The organism is Kitasatospora sp. NPDC049258, from assembly GCF_040678895.1.
Classification (GTDB): domain Bacteria; phylum Actinomycetota; class Actinomycetes; order Streptomycetales; family Streptomycetaceae; genus Kitasatospora.
Genome location: NZ_JBFAQT010000006.1, coordinates 61,256 through 82,244, shown reverse-complemented (window position 1 = coordinate 82,244; position 20,989 = coordinate 61,256). Strand labels below are relative to the sequence as shown.

General features: G+C 75.2%; 17 protein-coding genes and 1 pseudogene. 13 read left to right on the top strand and 5 right to left on the bottom strand.

Annotation, left to right across the window (positions count from 1 at the left end; all coding sequences use genetic code 11):
- Positions 1–28: 28 nt before the first annotated feature.
- On the bottom strand, positions 29–2,485 hold the full coding sequence (locus AB0K43_RS07700; protein WP_363636876.1) for a helix-turn-helix domain-containing protein: 2,457 nt from the start codon (positions 2,483–2,485) through the stop codon (positions 29–31).
- A gap of 102 nt (positions 2,486–2,587) precedes the next feature.
- Between AB0K43_RS07700 and AB0K43_RS07695 the strand changes: the two genes are divergently transcribed.
- The 4 genes from AB0K43_RS07695 (at position 2,588) to AB0K43_RS07680 (ending at position 10,098) form a co-directional block, all read left to right on the top strand.
- Positions 2,588–2,812 carry a hypothetical protein gene (locus tag AB0K43_RS07695; RefSeq protein WP_363636874.1) on the top strand — a complete coding sequence of 75 codons (225 nt, stop codon included), beginning with the start codon at positions 2,588–2,590 and terminating at the stop codon, positions 2,810–2,812.
- Between the two features lie 97 nt (positions 2,813–2,909).
- Positions 2,910–4,004, top strand: a complete 1,095-nt coding sequence (locus AB0K43_RS07690; RefSeq protein WP_363636872.1) for an alpha/beta hydrolase-fold protein — start codon at positions 2,910–2,912, stop codon at positions 4,002–4,004.
- A 237-nt stretch (positions 4,005–4,241) separates the two neighbouring features.
- Positions 4,242–7,364, top strand: a complete 3,123-nt coding sequence (locus AB0K43_RS07685; RefSeq protein WP_363636870.1) for an amino acid adenylation domain-containing protein — start codon at positions 4,242–4,244, stop codon at positions 7,362–7,364.
- On the top strand, positions 7,357–10,098 hold the full coding sequence (locus tag AB0K43_RS07680; RefSeq protein WP_363636868.1) for a beta-ketoacyl synthase N-terminal-like domain-containing protein: 2,742 nt from the start codon (positions 7,357–7,359) through the stop codon (positions 10,096–10,098). The genes AB0K43_RS07685 and AB0K43_RS07680 overlap by 8 nt, the downstream gene beginning before the upstream one ends.
- A 99-nt stretch (positions 10,099–10,197) precedes the next feature.
- On the opposite strand, the gene AB0K43_RS07675 is transcribed toward AB0K43_RS07680, so the two are convergent.
- A complete protein-coding gene (locus AB0K43_RS07675; protein ID WP_363636866.1) occupies positions 10,198–11,229 on the bottom strand; it encodes a zinc-dependent alcohol dehydrogenase family protein in 1,032 nt (343 codons plus the stop codon).
- 296 nt (positions 11,230–11,525) lie between these two features.
- Here AB0K43_RS07675 and AB0K43_RS07670 point away from each other — a divergent pair, with 296 nt between their 5' ends.
- From AB0K43_RS07670 to AB0K43_RS07650, 5 genes and pseudogenes are all read left to right on the top strand, one after another.
- Complete coding sequence (locus AB0K43_RS07670) at positions 11,526–12,380, top strand: universal stress protein (RefSeq protein WP_363636864.1); 855 nt, start codon at positions 11,526–11,528, stop codon at positions 12,378–12,380.
- A gap of 103 nt (positions 12,381–12,483) precedes the next feature.
- On the top strand, positions 12,484–13,191 hold the full coding sequence (locus tag AB0K43_RS07665; RefSeq protein ID WP_363636862.1) for a pyridoxamine 5'-phosphate oxidase family protein: 708 nt from the start codon (positions 12,484–12,486) through the stop codon (positions 13,189–13,191).
- A gap of 90 nt (positions 13,192–13,281) precedes the next feature.
- Positions 13,282–13,641, top strand: a complete 360-nt coding sequence (locus AB0K43_RS07660) for an avidin/streptavidin family protein (protein WP_363636860.1) — start codon at positions 13,282–13,284, stop codon at positions 13,639–13,641.
- Positions 13,642–13,683: 42 nt separating this feature from the next.
- Positions 13,684–13,872, top strand: a pseudogene (locus AB0K43_RS07655) (TIGR04222 domain-containing membrane protein); the annotation flags it as partial.
- A 427-nt stretch (positions 13,873–14,299) separates the two neighbouring features.
- A complete protein-coding gene (locus AB0K43_RS07650; RefSeq protein WP_363637162.1) occupies positions 14,300–14,680 on the top strand; it encodes a hypothetical protein in 381 nt (126 codons plus the stop codon).
- 25 nt (positions 14,681–14,705) lie between these two features.
- Here the strand turns inward: AB0K43_RS07650 and AB0K43_RS07645 are convergent, their stop codons facing one another.
- Both AB0K43_RS07645 and AB0K43_RS07640 read right to left on the bottom strand, forming a co-directional pair.
- Positions 14,706–15,710 carry a YdcF family protein gene (locus tag AB0K43_RS07645; RefSeq protein WP_363636858.1) on the bottom strand — a complete coding sequence of 335 codons (1,005 nt, stop codon included), beginning with the start codon at positions 15,708–15,710 and terminating at the stop codon, positions 14,706–14,708.
- 74 nt (positions 15,711–15,784) lie between these two features.
- Positions 15,785–16,345, bottom strand: a complete 561-nt coding sequence (locus AB0K43_RS07640) for an isochorismatase family protein (protein ID WP_363636856.1) — start codon at positions 16,343–16,345, stop codon at positions 15,785–15,787.
- Positions 16,346–16,473: 128 nt separating this feature from the next.
- Here AB0K43_RS07640 and AB0K43_RS07635 point away from each other — a divergent pair, with 128 nt between their 5' ends.
- From AB0K43_RS07635 to AB0K43_RS07625, 3 genes are all read left to right on the top strand, one after another.
- Entirely contained in the window at positions 16,474–16,938 is a 465-nt protein-coding gene (locus AB0K43_RS07635; RefSeq protein WP_363636854.1) for a VOC family protein, read from the top strand.
- A gap of 325 nt (positions 16,939–17,263) precedes the next feature.
- On the top strand, positions 17,264–17,677 hold the full coding sequence (locus AB0K43_RS07630; RefSeq protein WP_363636852.1) for a VOC family protein: 414 nt from the start codon (positions 17,264–17,266) through the stop codon (positions 17,675–17,677).
- A gap of 9 nt (positions 17,678–17,686) precedes the next feature.
- Positions 17,687–18,364 carry a hypothetical protein gene (locus tag AB0K43_RS07625; RefSeq protein ID WP_363636850.1) on the top strand — a complete coding sequence of 226 codons (678 nt, stop codon included), beginning with the start codon at positions 17,687–17,689 and terminating at the stop codon, positions 18,362–18,364.
- 14 nt (positions 18,365–18,378) lie between these two features.
- Here the strand turns inward: AB0K43_RS07625 and AB0K43_RS07620 are convergent, their stop codons facing one another.
- The gene (locus AB0K43_RS07620; protein WP_363636848.1) at positions 18,379–19,017 is read right to left on the bottom strand and encodes a helix-turn-helix domain-containing protein; all 639 of its coding nucleotides are present in this window, start codon (positions 19,015–19,017) and stop codon (positions 18,379–18,381) included.
- A gap of 76 nt (positions 19,018–19,093) precedes the next feature.
- On the opposite strand from AB0K43_RS07620, the gene AB0K43_RS07615 reads away from it, so the two are divergent.
- Entirely contained in the window at positions 19,094–20,692 is a 1,599-nt protein-coding gene (locus AB0K43_RS07615; protein ID WP_363636846.1) for an FAD-binding oxidoreductase, read from the top strand.
- The last annotated feature ends 297 nt before the right edge of the window (positions 20,693–20,989 follow it).

The window sequence follows — 20,989 nt, the reverse complement described above, 5'->3', positions numbered from 1 at the left end:
GCCTGCCGGCCGCACCGGCAGGCCGGGCCTACACCCGGCGCGCGAACCGGGCCGGCGCGTAGCGGGCCTGCCGCGCGCGGTAGGAGCGCCCGAGGTGGTGCTGGAGGCGGACATGCCGGAACTGGTACACGGCGCCGGTCTGGCGCAGCACCCCCCGGCGGTAGGCGTCGTCCAGGAAGGCGACCGGATCCCACGGCAGTTTGCCGGTCAGCGGCAGCCAGACGCGGCACAGCACCACCCACTGTCCCCAGGCGGTGAACGAGAGCGTGTACGAGAGCGCACCGCCGATGCCGCCGATGGCCCCGACGAAGACGCCGTCCCGCAGGTCCCAGTTCAGCGGCCCGACCAGCCCCCGGAGCAGCAGGACGACCAGGTGCCCGCCGAGCGCGATCGCCAGGGTGAGCAGCGGCGCGAGGACCAGCAGCTGGCGGCGCGCCGTCGCCCGGTCGGCGCTGAGCAGCGCGACCGGGGTGGCCGCCGAGGCGACGTCCAGGGGCGCTTCGAGGGCGGCCAGGAGCCCGAAGACCAGCCCGGCGCCCGATCCGAAGATCAGGCCGAAGACCAGCATGTTGATGAGGGTGCCCTCGAGCACCTCGGCGTTCAGCAGCGGGACCCGGCCGTACAGCGCGCGCTCCAGGGTGAGCGCGCTCGCGCACCCGGCCCCCAGCACGAATCCGCCCAGCAGCACGGATCCGAACCGGGCGCCGAAGGTACGGATCGGCCGGCGGCCGATGCCGGTGTGCGTGCCGGGCAGCCGCAGCCGCACCTGGACCGGCTCGAAGGACCCGGTGCCGGACGCGGTCATCGCCCCGTACACGGAGCCGAAGGCGAGGCCGGCGGCCGGCCCCATCAGGGCGCCCTGGAGGAGCATCTCACCGGGCCCGAGCGGGGCGATCGGGACGGCGAGCAGCCACTCGGTGACGGCCACGCACAGCGCGGTCGTCACCACCACCGCCAGCACCCGGGTGGAGCGCCGCAGCGAGTCGCCCAGCTGCCACCAGGCGAGGTCCTGCTGGTCGCGCTCCAGCCGGACCAGGTGGTGGGCCAGGAAGCCGAGCCAGTGCTCGGCGCGCTCCGGGTCCCAGTTCCGCTCCGGCCCGCCGCGGTCGGCGCGCTCCGGGGTCCGGCGCCGGTAGAGCGTCGGCACGAAGCCCGCCAGCAGGTGCTCCTCCAGGGCGTGCTCCGCGGGGAACCGCCCGGTGTCCAGCAGCTCCGCCGGATCCCGTTCGGGCGACTCGCTGTAGCTCGTCCGGGCCAGGATGACCATCAGCGGGGTGCCGAGCACCCGGGCGAGGTGCCGGCTGCCGTCGCCGCGCCCGGCCCGCAGTGCCGCCAGGACGGGATCCCAGAGCGTGCCCGTGGCGTCCTCGCCTTCGGTGCGGGTGACCGGGCGGGCGGTCCGGGGCAGGTAGGCGGCGAGGTCGTCCAGGGTGAGGTCGGTGAGTTCGATGCCGGCGGCCCAGACCAGGGGCGAGCGGGCCGCCCGGACGGCCTCGGCGAACTCGCCGCGCCGGCTGGTCACGACCAGCGGCAGCGAGGTGGCGTTGAGCGCGTCCAGGGCTGCCAGGCGCAGGCCTTCGGCGATCTCGTCGAAGCCGTCCAGGACCGGCAGGACGAGGTCGGCGTCGACCAGGGCGGCGGCCAGCGTGGTGCCGCCGGGGGCCCGGCGGGCCAGGTGCGGATGGTCCCGCAGCAGCCGGTCGACCAGCCAGTCCCGCAGCGTGCTGGTGGTCGGGTCCCAGGAGCCCAGGCTGAAGATCACCGGCACCCGGTCGAGCGGGGCCGGGTCCGCCAGGTGGTCCAGCACGAACCGGATCGTCAGGATCGACTTGCCCGAGCCGGCCCGGCCGAGCACCACCAGCCGCCCGGAGGAGATCCGCCGGTAGACCTCGGTCACGCTCCGCAGGTCCCCGCTGAGGTCCACCCCGGGGGAGGTCACGCCCGGGGGCAGGCGCTGAATGTTCTCCGAATGGTCGGTCAGGGACACCGGCGCCTGCTGCCAGCGCACCGGCAGCGGGAACGGGTCGTGCACCCGGCGCTGCTCCTCCTCGCGCTGCCAGCGGCGGCGGACCTCGGCCGCCAGCTCGTCGGCGGCGGTGGCGAGCGCGGCGCGGATCGGGGAGAGCGCGCGGGCCGGCGCGGGAATCGCTGCGGGATTCGGCGCGGGAATGGCCGGGGCCGGCTCGGGATCCGGCAGGGTACGCGTTTTCGCCAATGTGGCCACCAGTCGCTGGCGGTCCTCGGGGCCGGCCTCCAGCGCGTCCGCCAGCAGGTTCAGCGTCCCCAGCCGGTGATCGTTGGATCTGCCGGTCTCCAGCCTGCGGATGGTTCGCACGCTCACCCCGGAGCGCTCCGCCACCTGTTCCTGCGTCAACCCCGAACGGGTCCGCAGCCGTCGTAACAACGCCCCGACCTGATCCGTCACTTCGCACCCCCTCGACCACCGTGCGCGGTCGCCGCAGAGCCTATCGTGACGACCGGTCATGGATGGCCGGTGCCCTGACCTGGCCCCCGACCTGTGGGAACAGCAGGATCGGTGCAGCCCACCCGCCGACGGCGGACGAGCGGACGACATTTGGGGGTCGAGATGGCTTACCGCTACTGGTGCGGGGAGTGCGGATTCAGGACGGCGTGGCTCGGCGAATCCCAGGGTGAGCAGCAGCAGATCGAGCACTACGCCAAACAGCACCCGGGAATTCCCCCCGGCGGGCAGGTGGAGACCAATCGGAAGAGACCGGACGGTGGCGGCGGATGCCTCCCGGCGGCCGGAATCATCCTGCTGCTGGTCGTCGCCGCCGCGTGCCACCGCTGAAAGCAGCTTCCGGAAGCTGCCCGCCGAGTTCCGCCACCGGAAATGCGCCGCCCCGGCCGCATCCCCGACAACCGCACATTCCCCGAGAGGACGACCGATGACTCCACGTTCGACCAGCTGGCTCCGGCCCGCGAGGGCAGCCGTCGCCGCCGCCGCCATCGCCGTGACCGCGCTGCTCGCAACGGTGCCCGCCGCCCACGCCGAGGGCGCGGCCCCGCCGGTGCTCTCCGACGGGTACGGCCTGACCCAGGTCGCCGGCGCCACCGAGGTGCACTCCGCCACCGACTTCACGATCACGGTGACCACCCGTCAGGTGTCCGGCCCGCACAAGATCCGGATCTTCCTGCCCAGCGGCTACGCCGCCGACCCCGGCAGGCGCTGGCCGGTGCTGTACTTCCTGCACGGCGGCGGCGGCACCGTGGACGACGCCGCGGCCGCCCCGGCGCTGCACTCGGACTCGATGATCACGGTGGTGCCGGACGGCGGCCTGAAGGGCTGGTACGCCGACTGGGTCATGCAGAACACCCCGGTGGGCGCGGCGAACTGGGAGACCTTCCACCTCGGCCAGGTCGTCCCCTTCATCGACGCCAACCTGCGCACCGCCGCCGACCGCGCGCACCGCGCCGTCGCGGGCCTGTCGATGGGCGGCTCCGGCGCCCTGCACTACGCACAGGCCCGGCCCGACCTCTTCGGCCACGTCGCCTCCCTCTCCGGCGGCCTCGACTTCGGCATGGCGGAGATCCGTGGCGCGGTCCTGGCCACGGAGCTCAACCTCACCGGCGCCTGGTGCGCCGTCAGCACCTCCACCCCGTCCGGCACCGGCACCTGCACCGGCTACGGACCCACCGTCGACAGCGACGCGGTCTACGGCTCGCCCTACCCCGTCTTCGGTGCGGACCGGGTCTGGAACGCCGTCAACCCGGCCGCCGCCACCAACCTGGCCAGGCTCGACGGTGCCGAGATCGCGCTCTACACCGGCAGCCAGGGCCTGATCGACCACTTCACCGAGATCGCCGCCGACACCGTCAAGGCCCGGCTGGACCCGCTCGGACTCCCCAGCCGCCTGGTCGACTACGGCAACGGCTCGTCGCTGGCCCCCAGTTGCGACGGCGGCCACAACTACGGCTGCTGGGGCCCCGCCCTCGCCGACTACGTGACCCGGCTCCAGGGCTCGTTCCCGGCGACCGGCTGACCCCCGGGGCCCGACCGGCCCGGCATCCCCGGCGGACCCACCTCCGCCGGGGATCCCGCCGTACCGGCTCGGCCGGGCGCCCCTGCTGTGACCCCGGCCGTGCGTCCGCGACCGGATGTCGACCGGGGCCGAACGCGCACTCCAGTCATCCCCCAGCGCTCCTGGTTCAACTGCGGTCGGCGGCCGGGCGTGCCCGGCCCGCCGCGACCCGATCTCGTCATCATCCATGGGGGACTCATGACAGCGGAGACCATCCGCCCGGCCACGCCCGCCCAGCTGCGGCTGATCACCCACCACCGCCTGTTCCCGGGCGACGCCTCGTTCAACCTGCCGGTCTGCCTCCGGGTGGAGGGCGAGGTCGACGTCGAGCGGCTGCGCTCGGTACTGGAACGCCTGGGCCGCGGGATCGCGGCCTTCGGGGTGAGCTTCCAGGACCGGGCCGGTACGACGGTCAGCGTCGAGGACACCGCCCGGGCGGCGGAGCTCACGGTGCCCGTGATCGACCTGCCCGGGTCCGGCCGGACCGCGGTGCTGGAGCGGCTCACCGCGCTGGCCGACACCCCGATCGCCCCGGAGGCCCGGCCGCAGGTGGACTTCGCCGTCCACCGGGCCGCCGACGGGGTCTACGTCTCGCTGCTCTTCTCGCACCTGGTCGCCGACGCCTACACCTTCTACAACTTCGTCGACGCGGTGGAGCGGCTCTACCGGGACCCGACCGCCGACCTGCCGGGCCTGGCCGCCCTGCACCCGGCCGACCTGGTCGAGGAGGAGCCGGCCGGGTCGGTCGCGCTGGAGTTCTTCGGCCGCAAGCTCGGCCCGCTCTCCTCGCTGACCAACGACGGGCTCGGACACCCGCGCTCCGGCGGGGTGCTGGCCGGGACCCAGCGGCGGCTCGAACTCGACGACGAGCTGTCCGAGCGGATCCGCGCCCGGATCACCGAGCAGGGCAGCAGCCCGTTCGCCTTCTTCCTGGCCGCGCACCTGGTGGTGCTCTCCAGGCTGACCGGCAACCGCGAGCTGGTCGCGGGCGTCCCGCTCGGCAACCGGCGCGGACTGCGTCGGCGCCAGGCGTTCGGCTACTTCGTCAACACCCTCCCGCTGGCGGTCGACCTCACCGCCCACCGGAGCTTCACCGACCTGGTGCGCACCGTGCAGGACGCCTCGGTCGGCATGCTGCGGCACCAGGACTTCGACCTGGCCGCCAACCTGCGCACCGTGGCCGAGGGGATGCAGAGCACCCTGCTGACCCTCGACAACGCCTTCACCTACTACCGCCAGCCGCTCGAACTCCGGCTCCCCGGCTGCGCGATGGAGCCGCTGCTGGTGCCGCGGCGGCAGGTCAGGTACCCGTTCGGGATGACCGTGGAGGACTTCGGCGGCCGGTTCGCGGTCAACCTGGAGTACGTGCACAGCCTGAGTGAGGCCGACCCGGAGGGCATGCTGCGGCACCTGCTCACGCTGGTCGCCCAGGACCCGGGGGCCGACCTGCGATCGCTGCCGGCGATGGCCCCCGAGCAGGAGCAGCGGATCCGGCAACTCGTCGGCGAGCCGGAGGAGTTCGAGCTGCCGCCCTCGCTCGCGGCCTGGTTCGCGCGGACCGCCGCCGAGCACCCCGGCCGCACCGCGGTCCAGGACGGCGCCGACCGGCTGACCTACGCCGAACTCAACGCCCGGGCCAACCGGGTGGCCCACCGGATCGCCGCCCTCGTCCCCGGCGACAGCGTCGCGGTCGCCATGCGCCGAGGCCTCGACCTGGTCGCCGTCCTGCTGGGGGTGCTCAAGGCCGGCAAGACCTACGTGCCGCTCGACCCCGCCTCGCCCGCCACCCGGATCGCCCACATCGTCGCCGACTTCGCGGACGGACTGCCGCTGATCGCCGACCAGGACCGGTGGCCGGACGGCGGGATGCGGCTGCTGGACGCCGAGGCGCTGCTCGCCGAGGGCGCCGAGCACGACCCGGTGGGCGGCGACCGCCGAGCCGAGCCCGCGTACATCATCTTCACCTCCGGCTCCACCGGCCGCCCCAAGGGCGTCCGGGTGACCCACGCCAATGTGATGCGCCTGTTCCGCGCCGCCGACCGGCACTACGGCTTCGGGCCGGACGACACCTGGTGCCTGTTCCACTCCTACGCCTTCGACGTGTCGGTGTGGGAGCTGTTCGGCGCGCTGCTGCACGGCGGCCGGCTGGTCGTGGTGCCCGAGCTGACCGCCAAGTCCCCGGACCGCTTGCTGGCCCTGCTGGCCGACACCGGCGTCACGGTGCTCAACCAGACCCCGTCCGCCTTCCGGCAGCTGCTCAAGGTGCTCACCCCGCAGCGGGCCGAGGCGCTCGCCGTGCGCCGGATCGTCCTCGCCGGCGAGGCGCTGTCGTTCGCGGCGCTGCGCCCCTGGTACGAGCTGATGGGCGAGCGGGCCCAGCTGGTCAACATGTACGGCATCACCGAGACCACCGTGCACACCACCTACCACCCGATCCGGCCGCAGGACGCCTGGCAGACCCGGGAGTCGGTGATCGGCAGGCCGCTCGCCGACCTCACGGTCACCGTGGTCGACCAGGACCTGCACCCCTGCCCGATCGGCGTACCGGGCGAGCTGCTGGTCGGCGGGGCCGGCGTCGCGCTCGGCTACCTCGACCGGCCCGAACTCACCGAGCAGCGCTTCCTGCCGGGGCCACGGCCCGGGGAGCGGCTGTACCGCTCGGGCGACCTCGGGGTGGTCCGGCCGGACGGCACCCTGGTCCACCTCGGCCGGATCGACCGGCAGGTGCAGCTGCGTGGCTTCCGGATCGAGCTCGGCGAGATCGAGTCCGCGCTGATGGCCGTGGACGGGGTCCGCGAGTGCGCCGTGCGACTGTCCCGGTCCGCGCAGGGCGAGCCGGAGCTGGTCGGCTTCCTGGCCGGCCGCGCGATCGGCCCCGACGCGCAGGTCCGGGCCGCACTGCGCGACCTGGTCCCCGGATACATGGTCCCCGGCCGGCTGGTCCGGCTGGACGCGCTGCCGCTCACCGTCAACGGCAAGGTGGACGACCAGGCCCTGCCCTGGCCGGCCGCGGACTCGCCCCGGCCCACCGCCCCGCTCTGCCGCGGCAACCACGAACTGGTGCGCGCGGCCTGGCAGGAGGCGCTGCCGGGCGCCGCCGTCGGCCCCGACGACAACCTCTTCGACCTCGGAGGCTCCTCCGCGCACGTGATCGAGGTCTACCAGCGCCTCCAGGAGCACGAGCACGCCAAGGAGTTGGAGATCACCGACCTGTTCGCGCACACCACGGTGCGCCGGCTCGCCGCCCACCTGGACGCGCTCGGCCTGCCCGTGCCGGCCGCCGCCGCGCCGGCCTTCGGGGAGGCGAACTCCGGTGCCTGAGCCGATCGAGGAGAGCACGGCGATCGCCGTGGTGGGGATGGCGGGCCGGTTCCCCGGCGCGGCCGACGTCCGCGGCTTCTGGGCCGGACTGCTCCAAGGCGCCGAGCAGGTAAGGAAGTTCGACCCCGACGAGCTGCGCGCGGCGGGCGTCCCGGCGGAGCAGGCGGCGGCCGCCACCCACGTCCCGTACGGCGCGGACCTCCCCGACGCCGACCTGTTCGACGCCGAGTTCTTCGGCATGACGCCCCGGGACGCCATGCTGACCGACCCCCAGCAACGGCTGTTCCTCACCTGCGCCTGGGAGGCCCTGCAGGACTCCGGCAACCCGCCGTCCCGCCTCACCGGACGGACCGGCGTCTTCGGCAGCACCACCCTGAGCACCTACCTGCTCGCCAACGTCCTGCGCAGCACCGAGTACGCCGACTCCGCGCTGAGCTACCCCGTCCTGATCGGCAACGACAAGGACTTCCTCACCACCCGGGTCTCCTACCGCCTGGGCCTGACCGGCCCGAGCATGGCCGTGCAGAGCGCCTGCTCCGGCTCGCTGACCGCCGTGCACCTCGCCTGCGCCTCGCTGCGCCGCGGCGAGAGCGACCTCGCGCTGGCCGGCGGGGTCAGCGTCACCCTGCCGCAGACCGGCGGCCACGGCTACCAGGAAGGCGGCATCCTGTCCCGGGACGGACACTGCCGGGTGTTCGACGCCGACTCCTCCGGCACCGTCAAGGGCAACGGCTGCGCCGTGGTCGCGCTCAAGCGCCTCGCGGACGCGCTGGCCGACGGCGACCAGGTCTACGCGGTGATCCGCGGCACCGCGGTCACCAACGACGGCTCCGACAAGATCGGCTTCACCGCGCCCGGCCCCGCCGGCCAGCGGGCGGCGATCCTGGCCGCGCTGGCCGAATCCGGCGTCCCGGCCGACCGGATCGGCTACGTGGAGACCCACGGCACCGGCACCGCGCTCGGCGACCCGATCGAACTGCGGGCCCTCGCCGCCGCGCACGCGGCGGCCGGCGGTCCGGCGCCCGGCTGCGCCATCGGCAGCGTCAAGGCCAACCTCGGCCACCTGGACGCCGCCGCCGGCGTGGTCGGCCTGGTCAAGGCCGCCCTGGTGCTGCGCCACCAGACCATCCCGCCGCAGATCAACTACGACCGCCCCAACCCCCATCTGCGGCTGGACAAGCTGCCCTACCGGGTGGTCACCGAGGCCACCCGGTGCGACCCGCCGCTGGCCGCCGCCGCGGTCTCCTCCTTCGGCCTCGGCGGCACCAACGCGCACGTGGTGCTGACCGCCCCGCCGGCCCGCCGGCCGAGCCCCGTCGGCCGGTACCCGGTGGTGCTCTCGGCCCGCGACCCCGAGGCGCTGCGGGCCGGCGCGCAGGGCCTGCTCGACTTCCTGCGGACCCGGTCGGTGCCGGTCGCCGAGCTCGCCAGGACCCTGCTGACCGGCCGCGACCCGCTGCCGGTGCGGTACGCCTTCACCGCCTCCGACACCGCCGAGGTACGGGCCGGGCTGCGGGCCCTGCTCGACGGCGCGGAGCCGGACCTCGGCGAGCCGGTGGTGCGGGCCTGGCTCGACGGGGAGGACCCGCGGCCCGCGGACTGGGGCCTGGACACGGTGGGCAAGATCTCGCTGCCGCCCTACCCGCTGCGGCCGGTCCGGCACTGGATCGAGCCGGCGGAGCCCGCCGGGGCCGCCGGGCCGGTGGTGCCCGCCGAGGCAGCCGGTCCGGTGCGGATCGCGGCGGACACCGCCCGGCCGCCGGTGGAGCTGGTCGTCGAGCTCGTCGAGCGCCACCTGCGGACGGCGCCGGTCGGCCCCGACGACGACTACTACGAGCTCGGCGGCGACTCGCTGACCGCCGTCGGCATCGTCACGGCGCTCCGGGACACCTTCGGCGCCGAGCTCGACCTGGACACCTTCGCGGCCCTGCGCACCCCGCGCCGGATCGCGGAGCGGATCGCCGAGCGGATCGGCGGTGCGGCTGCGGGTGCCCCGATCGTGGCCGGCGTCGTCCCGGTGCGGGCCGGCGACGGGCGCACGCTCTTCCTGCTCCCGCCGGCGGGCGGCACCAACTTCTGCTACTTCCAGCTGGCTTCGCACGCCGGCCGGGCCCGCACGCCGCTCGCGGCGCTCGGCTTCCCGGGCGAGCGCCCGGCCACCCTGCGGGCACTGGCGAGCGCGTACCTGGCCGCGATCCGGGCGGCCCAGCCGCACGGCCCGTACCGGCTCGGCGGCTACTCCTTCGGCGGCAACGTCGCCTTCGAACTCGCCCTGCAACTGCAGGCGGAGGGCGAGGAGGTCGAACTGCTGGTGATGTTCGACAGCCACCCTCCGGAGGCGTACGTGGGCCCGCGGATCACCGACCAGGAGTTCGCCGCCGCCTTCCCCCTGATGCTCCGCCAGGCCTTCGCGCCCGGAGCCACCACCGAGGAGTACCAAGGGTTCTTCGGTACCTGGAAGCACAACCACGACGTGCTCAAGGGCCACTACCCCGACCGGCTCCTGCGCACCGACCTGGTCCTGTTCGAGGCCGGGGAGCAGGAGAACCGGGACCTGCTGGAGGCGCTCCGGATCCGCGCCGAGCCGAAGACCCGCTGGCAGGCCCACCTGGACGGCGACATGGCGGTCCTCCCCGTGCCCGGCAACCACTTCACCATGTTCGCCGACCCCGCCCACCTGAGCCGGCTGGCCGCCGCCCTGGACTCCGTGCTGGCCGCCTTCGACCGGCCCTGACCGGCCCTGACCGGCTCGGATCCGGCTCCGACCGGCCCTGACCGGCTCGGATCCGGCTCCGACCGGCCCTGAGCGGGCCGGTCCTCGGGTACCGGCGGGTCAGTCCGAGACCAGCACGGCCACGCCGGTCACCCGGTCGGCCGCCAGGTCCGCCAGCGCCCGGTCGGCCCGGTCCATGGTGTAGCGCTGGACGTGGACCACCGGGCGGTGCCGGGCCGCCTCCGCCAGGTAGGCACGGCCGTCCGCACGGGTGTTGGCGGTGACGCTGCGCAGCGTCCGCTCCTGGAAGAGGTGCCGCTGGTAGTCGAGCCCGGGGATGTCGCTGAGGTGGATGCCGGCCACCGCCAGCGTGCCGCCCCGGTCCAGGGCGGAGAGGGCCACCGGCACCAGGTCGCCGACCGGGGCGAACAGGATCGCCGCGTCCAGCGGCTCGGGCGGGGCCCCGTACGCGTCCCGGGCGGAGGCCGCGCCCAGCTCCAGCGCCAGCTGCCGGGCCTCCTCGGCCCGGGTCAGGACGTGCACGGTGGCCCCGCGCGCGAGGGCGAGCTGGGCGGTCAGGTGCGCCGACGCGCCGTACCCGTAGATCCCCAGCCGCCCGCCCGCCGGCAGCTCGGCCCGCTCCAGGGCCCGGTAGCCGATGATCCCCGCGCACAGCAGCGGGGCGAGCTCCTCGTCGGGCGGCCCCTCCGGCAGCCGGTAGGCGAAGCGGGCGTCGGCCACCGTGTAGCGGGCGTAGCCGCCGTGCAGGTCCCAGCCGGTGTAGCGGGAGTCCGGGCAGAGGTTCTCCCGCCCGGCCCGGCAGTACCGGCACCTGCCGCAGGTGCCTGCCAGCCAGGCCACCCCCACCCGGTCCCCGGGGGCGTACTCCCGCACCTCGGCGCCGCGACGCAGCACCCGGCCGACGATCTGGTGGCCGGGGGTGCGTCGCGCAACCCGCGGCAGGAGGTCGCCCTCGGCGAGGTGGAGGTCGGTCCGGCACACGCCGCAGGCGGCGATCTCGATCAGCAGCTCCTGCGGCCCCGGTTCGGGGACGGTGCGCCCCACCCGCCGCAGCGGGCCCGAGGCCATCGGGCCGGGATGCTCCACGACCCACGCCACCGTGCGGATCGGTCCGTCGTCGGGCGCAGACATCCCGGGCTCCTTCCCGATGCTCCTGCCCCGCCGCGAGGGGCGGGACCCACCACTCCTCCCATTTTCGTCGCTCCGGGGCCCGGCCGAGGAGGGTCGAACGGATCCCTTTCGGCTCCGAAAGGCCCGGACGGCCCGGGGCCCGCGACCCGCCCGCCGCCGGGCGCGGGCCCCGCCGGTTGCCGCCGCCGGGCCGCCGTCCGACGATCGAGGGAAGGGCCGGCCGCGGTCCGCCCTGGCCCGGAGCCACCCCGGGGCGCGCCCGGAGGCCCGGCTCTCCCGGAGCGAAGGAGGATGTCATGGCACATCCGGTGATCGTCGGGGTCGATGATCCCGCGAGTGCGGGAAACGCCGTCGACTGGGCCGCGGACGAGGCGCAGTCCCGGGGGCTACGCCTGCACGTCGTCCACGCGTGGGTGTGGGAGCCGCACCAGGCACCGGACCCGGCGGACGCCGAGGCCTCCCGGCGGGCGGGGGCGGACACGCTGCACGAGCTCACCGAGCGGGCCGCGGCCCGCCACCGGGGCCTGGACGTCAGCAGCGAGCTGCTCGACGCGAGCCCGCGTGACACCCTCGTCACCCTCAGCGCCGCGGCCGGCCTGCTCGTGGTCGGCTCGCGCGGAACGGGCGGCTTCCACGAACTGCTCGTCGGCTCGACCACCCTGCACGTCGCCGCGCACGCCGCCTGCCCGGTCGTGGTGGTCCGGGCACCCGACCCCGCGGCCAGGGACGGTGTCGCCGTCGGCGTCCATGCGCGGGAACCCGCCGAGGGAGTGCTCCACTTCGCCTTCGACACCGCCGGTCGGCGCGGTCTGCCGCTGCGCGCCGTGCACGCCTGGAGCTATCCGCTCGTCCTCGGCCCCGGCCATGCGATGCCACCCGTGTACGAGACGGGTCATGTGGCCGCCGAGGAGCAGCGACTGCTCGCCGAGGTGATGGCCGGCTGGCAGCAGAAGTACCCGGAGGTGCCGGTGGAGGAGGACGCGGTGCGGTCCGGGCCCGCCAAGCAGCTGGTGGCCCTGTCGAGGACGCACCAGCTGGTGGTGGTGGGCCGCCACGGCAAGCCGGAGGGCCCGTTCGGCCGGATGGGATCGGTCAGTCAGGCCGTCGTCCTGCACGCGCACTGCCCGGTCGCGGTCGTCCCGACCTCCTGACCGCCCCACCTGCCGGCCTGCCTCCGGCTCCCGTTCCGACCCCCGACCACCCGTGACTCCCGACCACCCGTGACGTCCGGGTGCGCAGCAGAGGAGGCCCGCGATGCCGGCCGCTCCCGACCCCGACCCCGGCTCCGCCGAGCAGCCGGTGGACCTGCCCGCCGTCCGCCGGCGCATCACCGAGCGCAGCGAACAACTCGGTTTCGGTGAGCCGGAGTTGGCGAAGAGCGCCGGGATGGACCCGAGCTACCTGCGACGGGTGACGCAGGCCGGCCCGCAGTTCGACGCCGACGGGCTGCGGCGGATCGCCGCCGCCCTCGGGGTGACCTACCGGGAGCTGCTCGAAGGGCCGGCCGACCCGCCACCGGGCGGCTCGGGGAGTCCACCGGAGCACCCCGTCCTGGTCCGCCTCACCGAGAGCGAGTGCTGGCAGAAGGTCGGCCCGCGCGGTGTGGGGCGGATCGCGCTGGCGGCCGAGCCCAGCCCGGTGGTGGTCCCGGTCAACTACACGGTCGACGCCGGGACGATCGTGTACCGGACGGCCCCGGACGGCGTCGCCGCCCTCGCCCCGGACACCCCGGTCTCCTTCCAGGTGGACCGGATCGACGACCGGACCGGCACCGGCTGGAGCGTCCTGATCACCGGCACCGCCGAGCGGGTCGACGATCCGCAGGCCGTCCGGGTGATCGAGGAGCGTCCGGGCACCTCGCCCTGGGCCGGCGGGCGCCGCCCGCTGTGGGTCCGCGTCCGCCCGCAGGGGATCACCGGCCGTCGGATCGGGACGGTGGGGCCGGACGGCCGGCTCGGCTGAACTCCCGGCCCTCCGGTGTGCGGACCCCCGCGGGCCGGGTCACGATGGGACGGCGGCTCCGCCCGGGGCCGGCGGCAGAGAGGCTGACCGATGAGCATCGCCGGTGACTGGTACAACCAGTTCGGATCCCATATGCAGCTCGCCGTGGAGCCGTCCGGCAGCGTGAGCGGCGTCTACACCTCCGGCACCGGCCATGTGGTCGGCAGCTTCGAGATCGCCGGGCGCTGCCGTCCGGCAGGCCGCCCGGAGCTGGGGTCCGCCGTCGGCTGGACGGTCGCCTGGCACAACCAGGAGACCGACGAGGGCTCGGTGACCAGCTGGAGCGGCCAGTACTTCGAGCGGGAGCAGCGCATCGCGGCCATGTGGCTGCTCACCCGACCGGCGAGCACGGCGGACGCGTGGGAGGCCACCATGGTCGGCCAGGACGTCTTCACCCGGCAGCAGCCGTGAGCCGGGGGCCCCGCCGAGCCTCGTAGGCCGGCGGGGTCTCGGATGCCGGTGGGGGAGGAGTGCCCGGTGGGGGTTGGGCTGTCGCTCTACGAGTTGGCCTTCGTGGCGGGCGGACCGGAGCGGGTGGTGGACACCGCGCTGCTCCGGATGGACCGCGAGGGCCGGGTGGTGGTGGACGTGGACACCGCGACGGCGGCCGTCGTGGACCCGCGGCCCGCCGACGAGGTCGAGGCGGCGTTGCTCGCCGGACCAACTCTGCTCGGGCCGCTGCTGAGCTGCTTCGGCGTGCTGCTCTGGTTCGCCGTGCAGCCGGCCCTCCTGGCGGCCGGGATCGCCTGTGCCGGTGTGGTGCTCCTCGCCGCGCTCGGGCAAGGCCCGGTGCTCGCACCGGCGGCGGCGGTGTTCGCCGGGTGGGTGGACTGCCCGCCCGGGGCCGGCTGCACGGGTGCCGCGAGCGGCTGCGGGGCGTGCCCGGCGGTGTCGCCCGCCGCAGAAGGGCCGCCGGTGGAGTTCGGCGCCGCGCTGCTGGATTCGTGGCCGAAGGCCGGCAGGACGGCGACGGGCCGCGGTGGATCGTCGAGGCCGGGCGGCCGGCGGCGCCCTCGGGGGCGGTGCGGGCCGCCGACCAGCGGGGGAGGTCCCGCCGGGCCGCCACCCGGTGTACGTCGTTACCGATGCGGCGCCCGGTGCCGGTCCGCGGGCGCTCGGTGTCCTGCTCCGGCACGGGCCGGGCCGACCGGTCGACCTGCGGCCGTGCTTCGGCACGTGGCTGCCCACCGGCTCCGGCGGCACGGTGATCGGTGACGCGGCGGCAGATTCTCCGGCCCGGCTCGGCAGCGCCGCCGCGCGCCCGGAGCCCGGGGCGCTCGCCGCGGGCCGGCAGCTGCACGGCGAGGGCGCCGAGGGCCCCGGCGCCCTGGTGGTCCTGGCCTTCGGCGCCGGCGGCGAGTGCTACGCGTGCCTGGACGCGGAGGACACCGAGGTCGGGTTCCTGATCGTCTTCGAGACCGACGATCGCTCCTCGGGCACGCCCGGGTAGGCCGTCCGCGCGGGCAGCCCTGCCGTCAGGACCGCCAGCCCGCCGCGGCGCCGACCACGACCAGCAGCAGCACGGCGCCCGCGTTGACCCGCGGGTACGACAGCAGTACGGCGGCGAATTCCCTGAGCATCGCGCTCGGCCAGTAGTACCCCGCGGTCCGCGCGCCGACGACCTGCCCGCGCACCCCGGCGCGGCGCGTCGCGAGCGCGGCCCGCAGCACGTGGAAGCTGCTGGTGACGACGGTGCAGCGGTAGCCGGGCCGCTCGGCCTGCATGAGCTCGGCGCTGAACAGCAGGTTCTCGGCGGTGCTGCGGGAGCGGTCCTCGCACCGCACCCGCGCGGCGGGCACCCCGTGGTCGACGGCGTAGCCGGCCATCGCGGTGGCCTCCGGGACCTGTTCGTCGGAGCCCTTGCCGCCGGAGACCACCAGCACCGGCGACCGTCCGTCCACGGTCCGCGCCCCGGCCAGGGCGATCCCGAGGTCGAGCCGTCCGGCGAGCAGCGGCGGCACCTGGTCGCCGTTCACCAGGCCGGCCCCGAGCACCACGACGAAATCCACGTCGTCCCTGGGCGGGAGCCGGCCGTAGAGGGCGGCGTAGCCCACGAAGCACAACAGCAGGAAGGAGAGGTAGCCCGCGACCAGCAGCGCGGCCGTGGCCACCGCGTGCAGCGCCCCGGAGTCGACGTGCGCGGCCGCCCACAGCAGGGCGATCAGCCCGAAGCCGCCGATGCCGGTCGCCAGCGACAGCAGGTTGGCTGGCCGGCCGCCCTCCTGGCGCACCATCACCACGCCGTTCCCGACCAGGAGCACGGCGACCACCGCGACCCCCAGCGCGGCCGCGGCGGGCAGCACGTCGACGGCCGCGCGCAGGACGCCGTCCGGCAGCCGTGCCAGCTCGCCGAGCAGCCCGGCCACCGTGAAGGTCACCGCGAGCCCGAGCAGCACGGCGTTGCTGAAGCGGCGCACGTCGCGGCGGACCCCGAGGGCGAGCAGGACCAGGAAGACGGCGGCGAGAACGTAGGCGACCATGCGGCGATCGTAGGTCGTGGCGCCGGATCGGCGGCCGTCCGCCGTAGCGGGCCCGGCCGCGACGGGCCTCGGCCTCAGCCCGTCCGGCCCAGCCGGACGTCGGCGGTGGTGGCGGTGCCGGCGGTCCGTCCGGGGGCGCGTTGCTGGCTCCAGTACAGGTTGGTGTGCGCGATGACCTGGTCCGGCGGGGGCGCGCCCCAGGCGCTCAGGTCCTCCGTCGTGTGGGCGTCGCCGACCAGGACGGTGTCGTAGCCCCGGACGAGCGCGCCGTGCAGGGTGGAGCGGACGCACATGTCGCTCTGCGCGCCGACGACGACCAACCGACCGACGCCGAGCCCCGCCAGGACGGACTCCAGGTCGGTCTCCTCGAACGAGTCCCCGTAGGCCTTCTCGACGAGCGACTCCTCCTCGGCCGGGGCCAGCTCGGGGACCAGCCGCCAGGCGTCGCTGCCCCTGACGAGGTGCTCGTCGTGGTTCTGGACCCAGACGACCGGCACCCCTTCCACCCGCGCCCGCTCGACCAGGGCGCCGATGTTCGCGACGACCGCATCGCGCCGGACGGCCCGGTCGACCGCGCCGTTCTGCACGTCCACGACGAGCAGGGCGCTGTTCGGACGGTTCTCCAAGGTGCTCATGGTCATCCCTCCGTCAGGTGCGGCTCCGCCACCCCACGCAGGGTAGCCCGCCCCGCCGCCCGCCCGGCGACCGAACCGCGCGGGTCGCAGCCGGTCGTTGTCGGTGGCGGGGGCTATAAGTGGTGACCATGACCTCAGCCCCGTTGCACTGGAAGCTCGTTGTCGATGCCCATGACCCGCACGCCCAGGCCGACTTCTGGGCCGCCGCGCTCGGGTACCAGGTCGAGGACCACAGCGCCCTGATCGGCAGGCTGCTCGACCTCGGCGCCATCCCGCCCGGGATCCTGATCGACCACCACGACCGGCGCGCCTGGCGGGACGCGGCGGCGGTGCGCCACCCCGACGAGCCGTACGACCCGGCGAGCGGTACGGGGTTGGGGCGCCGGATCCTCTTCAACCGGGTGCCGGCGGCGGAGGCGAAGACCACCAAGAACCGGCTGCACATCGACCTGCACGGCCCCGCGGGCGGGCGGGCGGAGGAGGTGGAGCGGATCCGCGCGCTCGGCGCCTCGGTGCTCCGCGAGGTCAGCGAGCCGGGCGGTGAGTGGGTGGTGATGGCGGACCCGGAGGGCAACGAGTTCTGCGTGCACTAGCCGGACGGCTCCGCGGCCGGGCCCGCGTCGACAGGGGTTCGGCCGGAGGGTGTTCGGCGGAGAATCGGGCCCATACCGCCCAGGTCGCGGCCGCGTTCGCCACGCTGATCGCCCGCATGCCCTCCAGGTCGAGCAGGCCGCGCGGCCCTCCGTCGCAGCGCAGCGGCCCTCGCGGGCGGGGCTCGCCGTTCGGCAGGGTCGACTGGTGGAGCAGGCGGGGATCCCCGTCGTGCTCGGGGCGGGCGGATCAGGATACGCCGAGCAACTGCCTCCCGTCCGACGGGGTCGAGGGCAGGGCCGGCAGGGTCTCGGTACGCTGGTGGGTATGGCATGCCGCATCAGTGAGCTGGTCATCGACGCCGCCGACCCCGAACGGCTCGCCGCGTTCTGGAGCGAGGTCCTCGGCTATGTCGAGCTCGGCCGGGAGGACGACAGCAGCATCGAGATCGGGCCGCCCGACGCAGGCTTCGGCGGCCCGCAGCCCACCCTCGTGCTGAGCCCCAGCAATGGCCCGCGACCCGGGAAGCTCCGCCTGCACATCGACGTCAACGCCACCGACCGCGACCAGGACGCCGAGCTGGAGCGGCTGCTCGCGCTCGGCGCCAGGCCCGTCGACATCGGTCAGACCGGCGCCGAGAGCTGGCACGTCCTGGCCGACCCGGAAGGCAATGAGTTCTGCCTGCTGCACGCCCGACTCCGGCCGCTCCGAGGGGCCTCGGCGCGGGGCGCTGCCCGGTAGTCTGGCCGGATGAGCCAAGGATTGCCCCCGGGCGGCGTCGCGATCACCGAGGCCGAGGCCGAGGCCAGGTGGGCTAACGCCTGGACCCCCGCCGAGGTGGCGGCCCGGTTGGCGGGCGTCTCGGCGCCCTGGTGCGTGGCCGGGGGCTGGGCCGTCGACCTGTTCAGGGGTGAGCAGACCCGGGAGCACGGCGACCTCGAAATCGCCGTCCCGGCCGCCCGGTTCCCCGAGATCCGGGCCCGGTTCACCGGGTTCGGCTTCGATGCGGTGGCATCCGGCCGGATCTGGGAGTTCACGCCGGAGGTCTCGGAGCTGAGCCACCAGGCCTGGGTGCGCGACCCGTCTACCGGGGACTACCTGGTGGACGTGTTCCGCGAGCCGCACGACGGGGAGACCTGGATCTGCCGGCGCGACCCGTCGATCCGCCTGCCGTACACCGCCGTCGTCCGCCGCACCCCGGACGGGATTCCCTACCTCGCACCCGAGTTGGTGCTGCTGTTCAAGGCGAAGGCGGCCCGCCCCAAGGACCAGCACGACTTCGCCGGCGCGCTTCCCCTGATGGACGACGCCGCGCGCCGGACTCTGGCCACGCTCCTCGCCCGGGTGCATCCGGGCCACAGCTGGCTGGAGGTCCTCGGGTCGGGCGGCGGGCCGGCCGCGGCGCCGTACGACGGCCCTGCCACCTGAGGCACGTTCGACCGTCACCGGCCGAACACGGCGCCCGCCGCGGCGAACAGGCGGGCGCAGCGCTGCGCCATGGCGTCCGGGCTCTGCTCCGGGTGGCGGATCCACCAGTGCACCAGGCCGGTGACCAGGCCGCGCCAGGCGTACTTGAGCGCGTCCGCATCGAGCGGGTCGAGGGCGTCGAGCGGATCGGCCGGGCCGCTCGCGCGCAGGACCTCGGCGGAGCCGCTCGCCGCGAGCCGGTCGATCGCGGCGCGGTAGCTCCGGGCGGCGCGGGCGGCTTCGCTCTCGGGCGGCAGGCCGGTGTCGTACAGCACGAACCAGGCCTCGCGGCCGCCTTCCAGTGCGGTGAAGACCGCCCGCAGCACCGGCAGCGGGGCGTCAAGCGCCGACCCGCTGCCCGCCATCGCCGCGCCCAGCGCGCCCACCAGCCGCTCGCCGACCGGGGTGAGGCAGGCGAGGTAGAGGTCCTGCTTGGCGCCGAAGTACTGGTGCAGCAGCGTCTTGGTCACGCCGACCTGCTCGGCGATGGCGGCCATGGAGGCGCCTTCGTAGCCGCGGCGGCCGAACTCGACGGTGGCGGCGGCCAGGATCTGCTGCTCGCGGTGGGCCCGCGGTACGCCCTTGGTGCCGGCTCTGCCCTGACTGGTGGTCACGGGCGGCATCTTACCCTAAGGTAATTTACTGCTAGGTAAGTTCCAGCTTCCCGACCGACCGAGGAGCCGCAACGCCATGCCCGATCCCGCGAACCCGACGTCACGCGCACGCTCCTGGTGGGGCTGGGGCTGGGCCGACGCGCAGCTCGACGACGCCGAGTGCGTCGCGCTCGGCGGCCTGCTCCCCGGCACCCTGACCCGACCGCTGCCCGAGCCGCGCGTCGCCGACCTCGGCATCGGTGCCCCGGCCGTCCGGGTGCCGCGCGCGCTGGCACAGCTGGTCACCGATGATCCGCGGCAGCGCGCCGGCCACGCCATGGGCAAGGCCTACCGTGATGTGATGCGGGCGCTGCGCGGGCAGGCCGGCCGGCTCCCCGACCTGGTGGCCCGCCCGGCCCGGGACCAGGACGTGGCCGACCTCCTCGACTGGGCCGGGCAGCACGGCGTCGCCGTGGTGCCGTACGGCGGCGGGTCCTCGGTGACGGGCGGTGTGGAGTACCGCGGCGACGAGCACCGCGCGGTGCTCTCGCTCGACCTGGGCGCCCTGGACCAGGTCCTGGAGATCGACCGGGAGAGCCGGGCCGCGCGCATCCAGGCCGGTGTTCTCGGCCCGGCTCTGGAGGATCGGCTGCGGCCGCACGGGCTGACGCTGCGCCACTTCCCGCAGAGCTTCGAGTTCTCCACCCTCGGCGGCTGGCTCGCCACCCGGGCCGGCGGGCACTACGCCACCGTCCGCACCCACATCGACGACTTCGCCCAGTCGTTGCGGGTGGTCACCCCGGCCGGTACGGGCGAGTCCTGGCGGCTGCCTGCCTCCGGCGCCGGACCCTCGCCCGACCGGCTGTTCCTCGGCTCGGAGGGGAGCCTCGGGGTGATCACCGAGGCCTGGATGCGACTGCAGGAGCGGCCCCGCCACCGGGCCTCGGCCGCGCTGGCGTTCACCGACTTCGGCGCCGCGCTGGGCGCGGTGCGGGCGGTCGCCCAGTCGGACCTGGCTCCGGCCAACTGCCGGCTGCTGGACGCCGGGGAGGCCGCGATGTCCGGCGCCGCCCAGGACGGCTCGGCGGTGCTGGTGCTCGGCTTCGAATCGGCCTTCGCCCCGGTCGAGGACCGCCTGACCCAGGCCGTCGGGCTGGTCCGCGAGCACGGCGGGCGCGGCGGGGAGCCGGCCGCCGAGCGCGGCGCCCCGGCGGGTGCGGCCGTCGACGCCTGGCGGGCGGCCTTCCTGCGGATGCCCTACCTGCGCGACGGGTTGGCCCGGATGGGGGCGGTGGTGGAGACCTTCGAGACGGCCGCCACCTGGGATCGGCTGCCCGCCCTGATCGAGGCCGTACGGACCGAGCTGGGCGCCGCCGCGCACCGGGCCACCGGGCACCCGGCGTTCGTCAACTGCCGCCTCACCCATGTCTACCCGGACGGCGCGGCGCCCTATTTCACGGTGCTCGCCGCAGGCCGACCGGGATCGGAGGTCGCGATCTGGGACGAGCTCAAGGCGGTGGCCACCGAGGTGCTGCACCGCCACCGCGCCACCGTCACCCACCACCACGCCGTCGGCCGGGACCACCGCCCCGGCTACGACCGCCAGCGCCCCGAACCGTTCGCCCTCGCGCTGCGGGCGGCCAAGCGCGCCCTCGACCCCCAAGGGGTGCTCAATCCGGGGGTGTTGATCGACTGAGCCGGTGCGCCGCGGGTCGGCGGAGCAGCCGGCGGAGCGGGCGGCGACGGTGTCCTGCTTCCCGTGGGTTCTGGGGATCCGGGAACGCCAGCATCCAGCGGGCCGTATCCGGTGCCACGGCGATCACGTCCTGTTCACCGCGCGGGCGGGTGCCTCGGGCTCCGTCCGAGCCCTGCGCGGCCGCCCCCGTCGGGCCGGCCCGCAGCAGACGCTTCCCGGGGACGGCGGTGAGGCCCCCGCGCCGGCCGATGGTGCGGGGCCCTCGTGCGATACGGCGGCGTTACGCGGCTGCGCCAG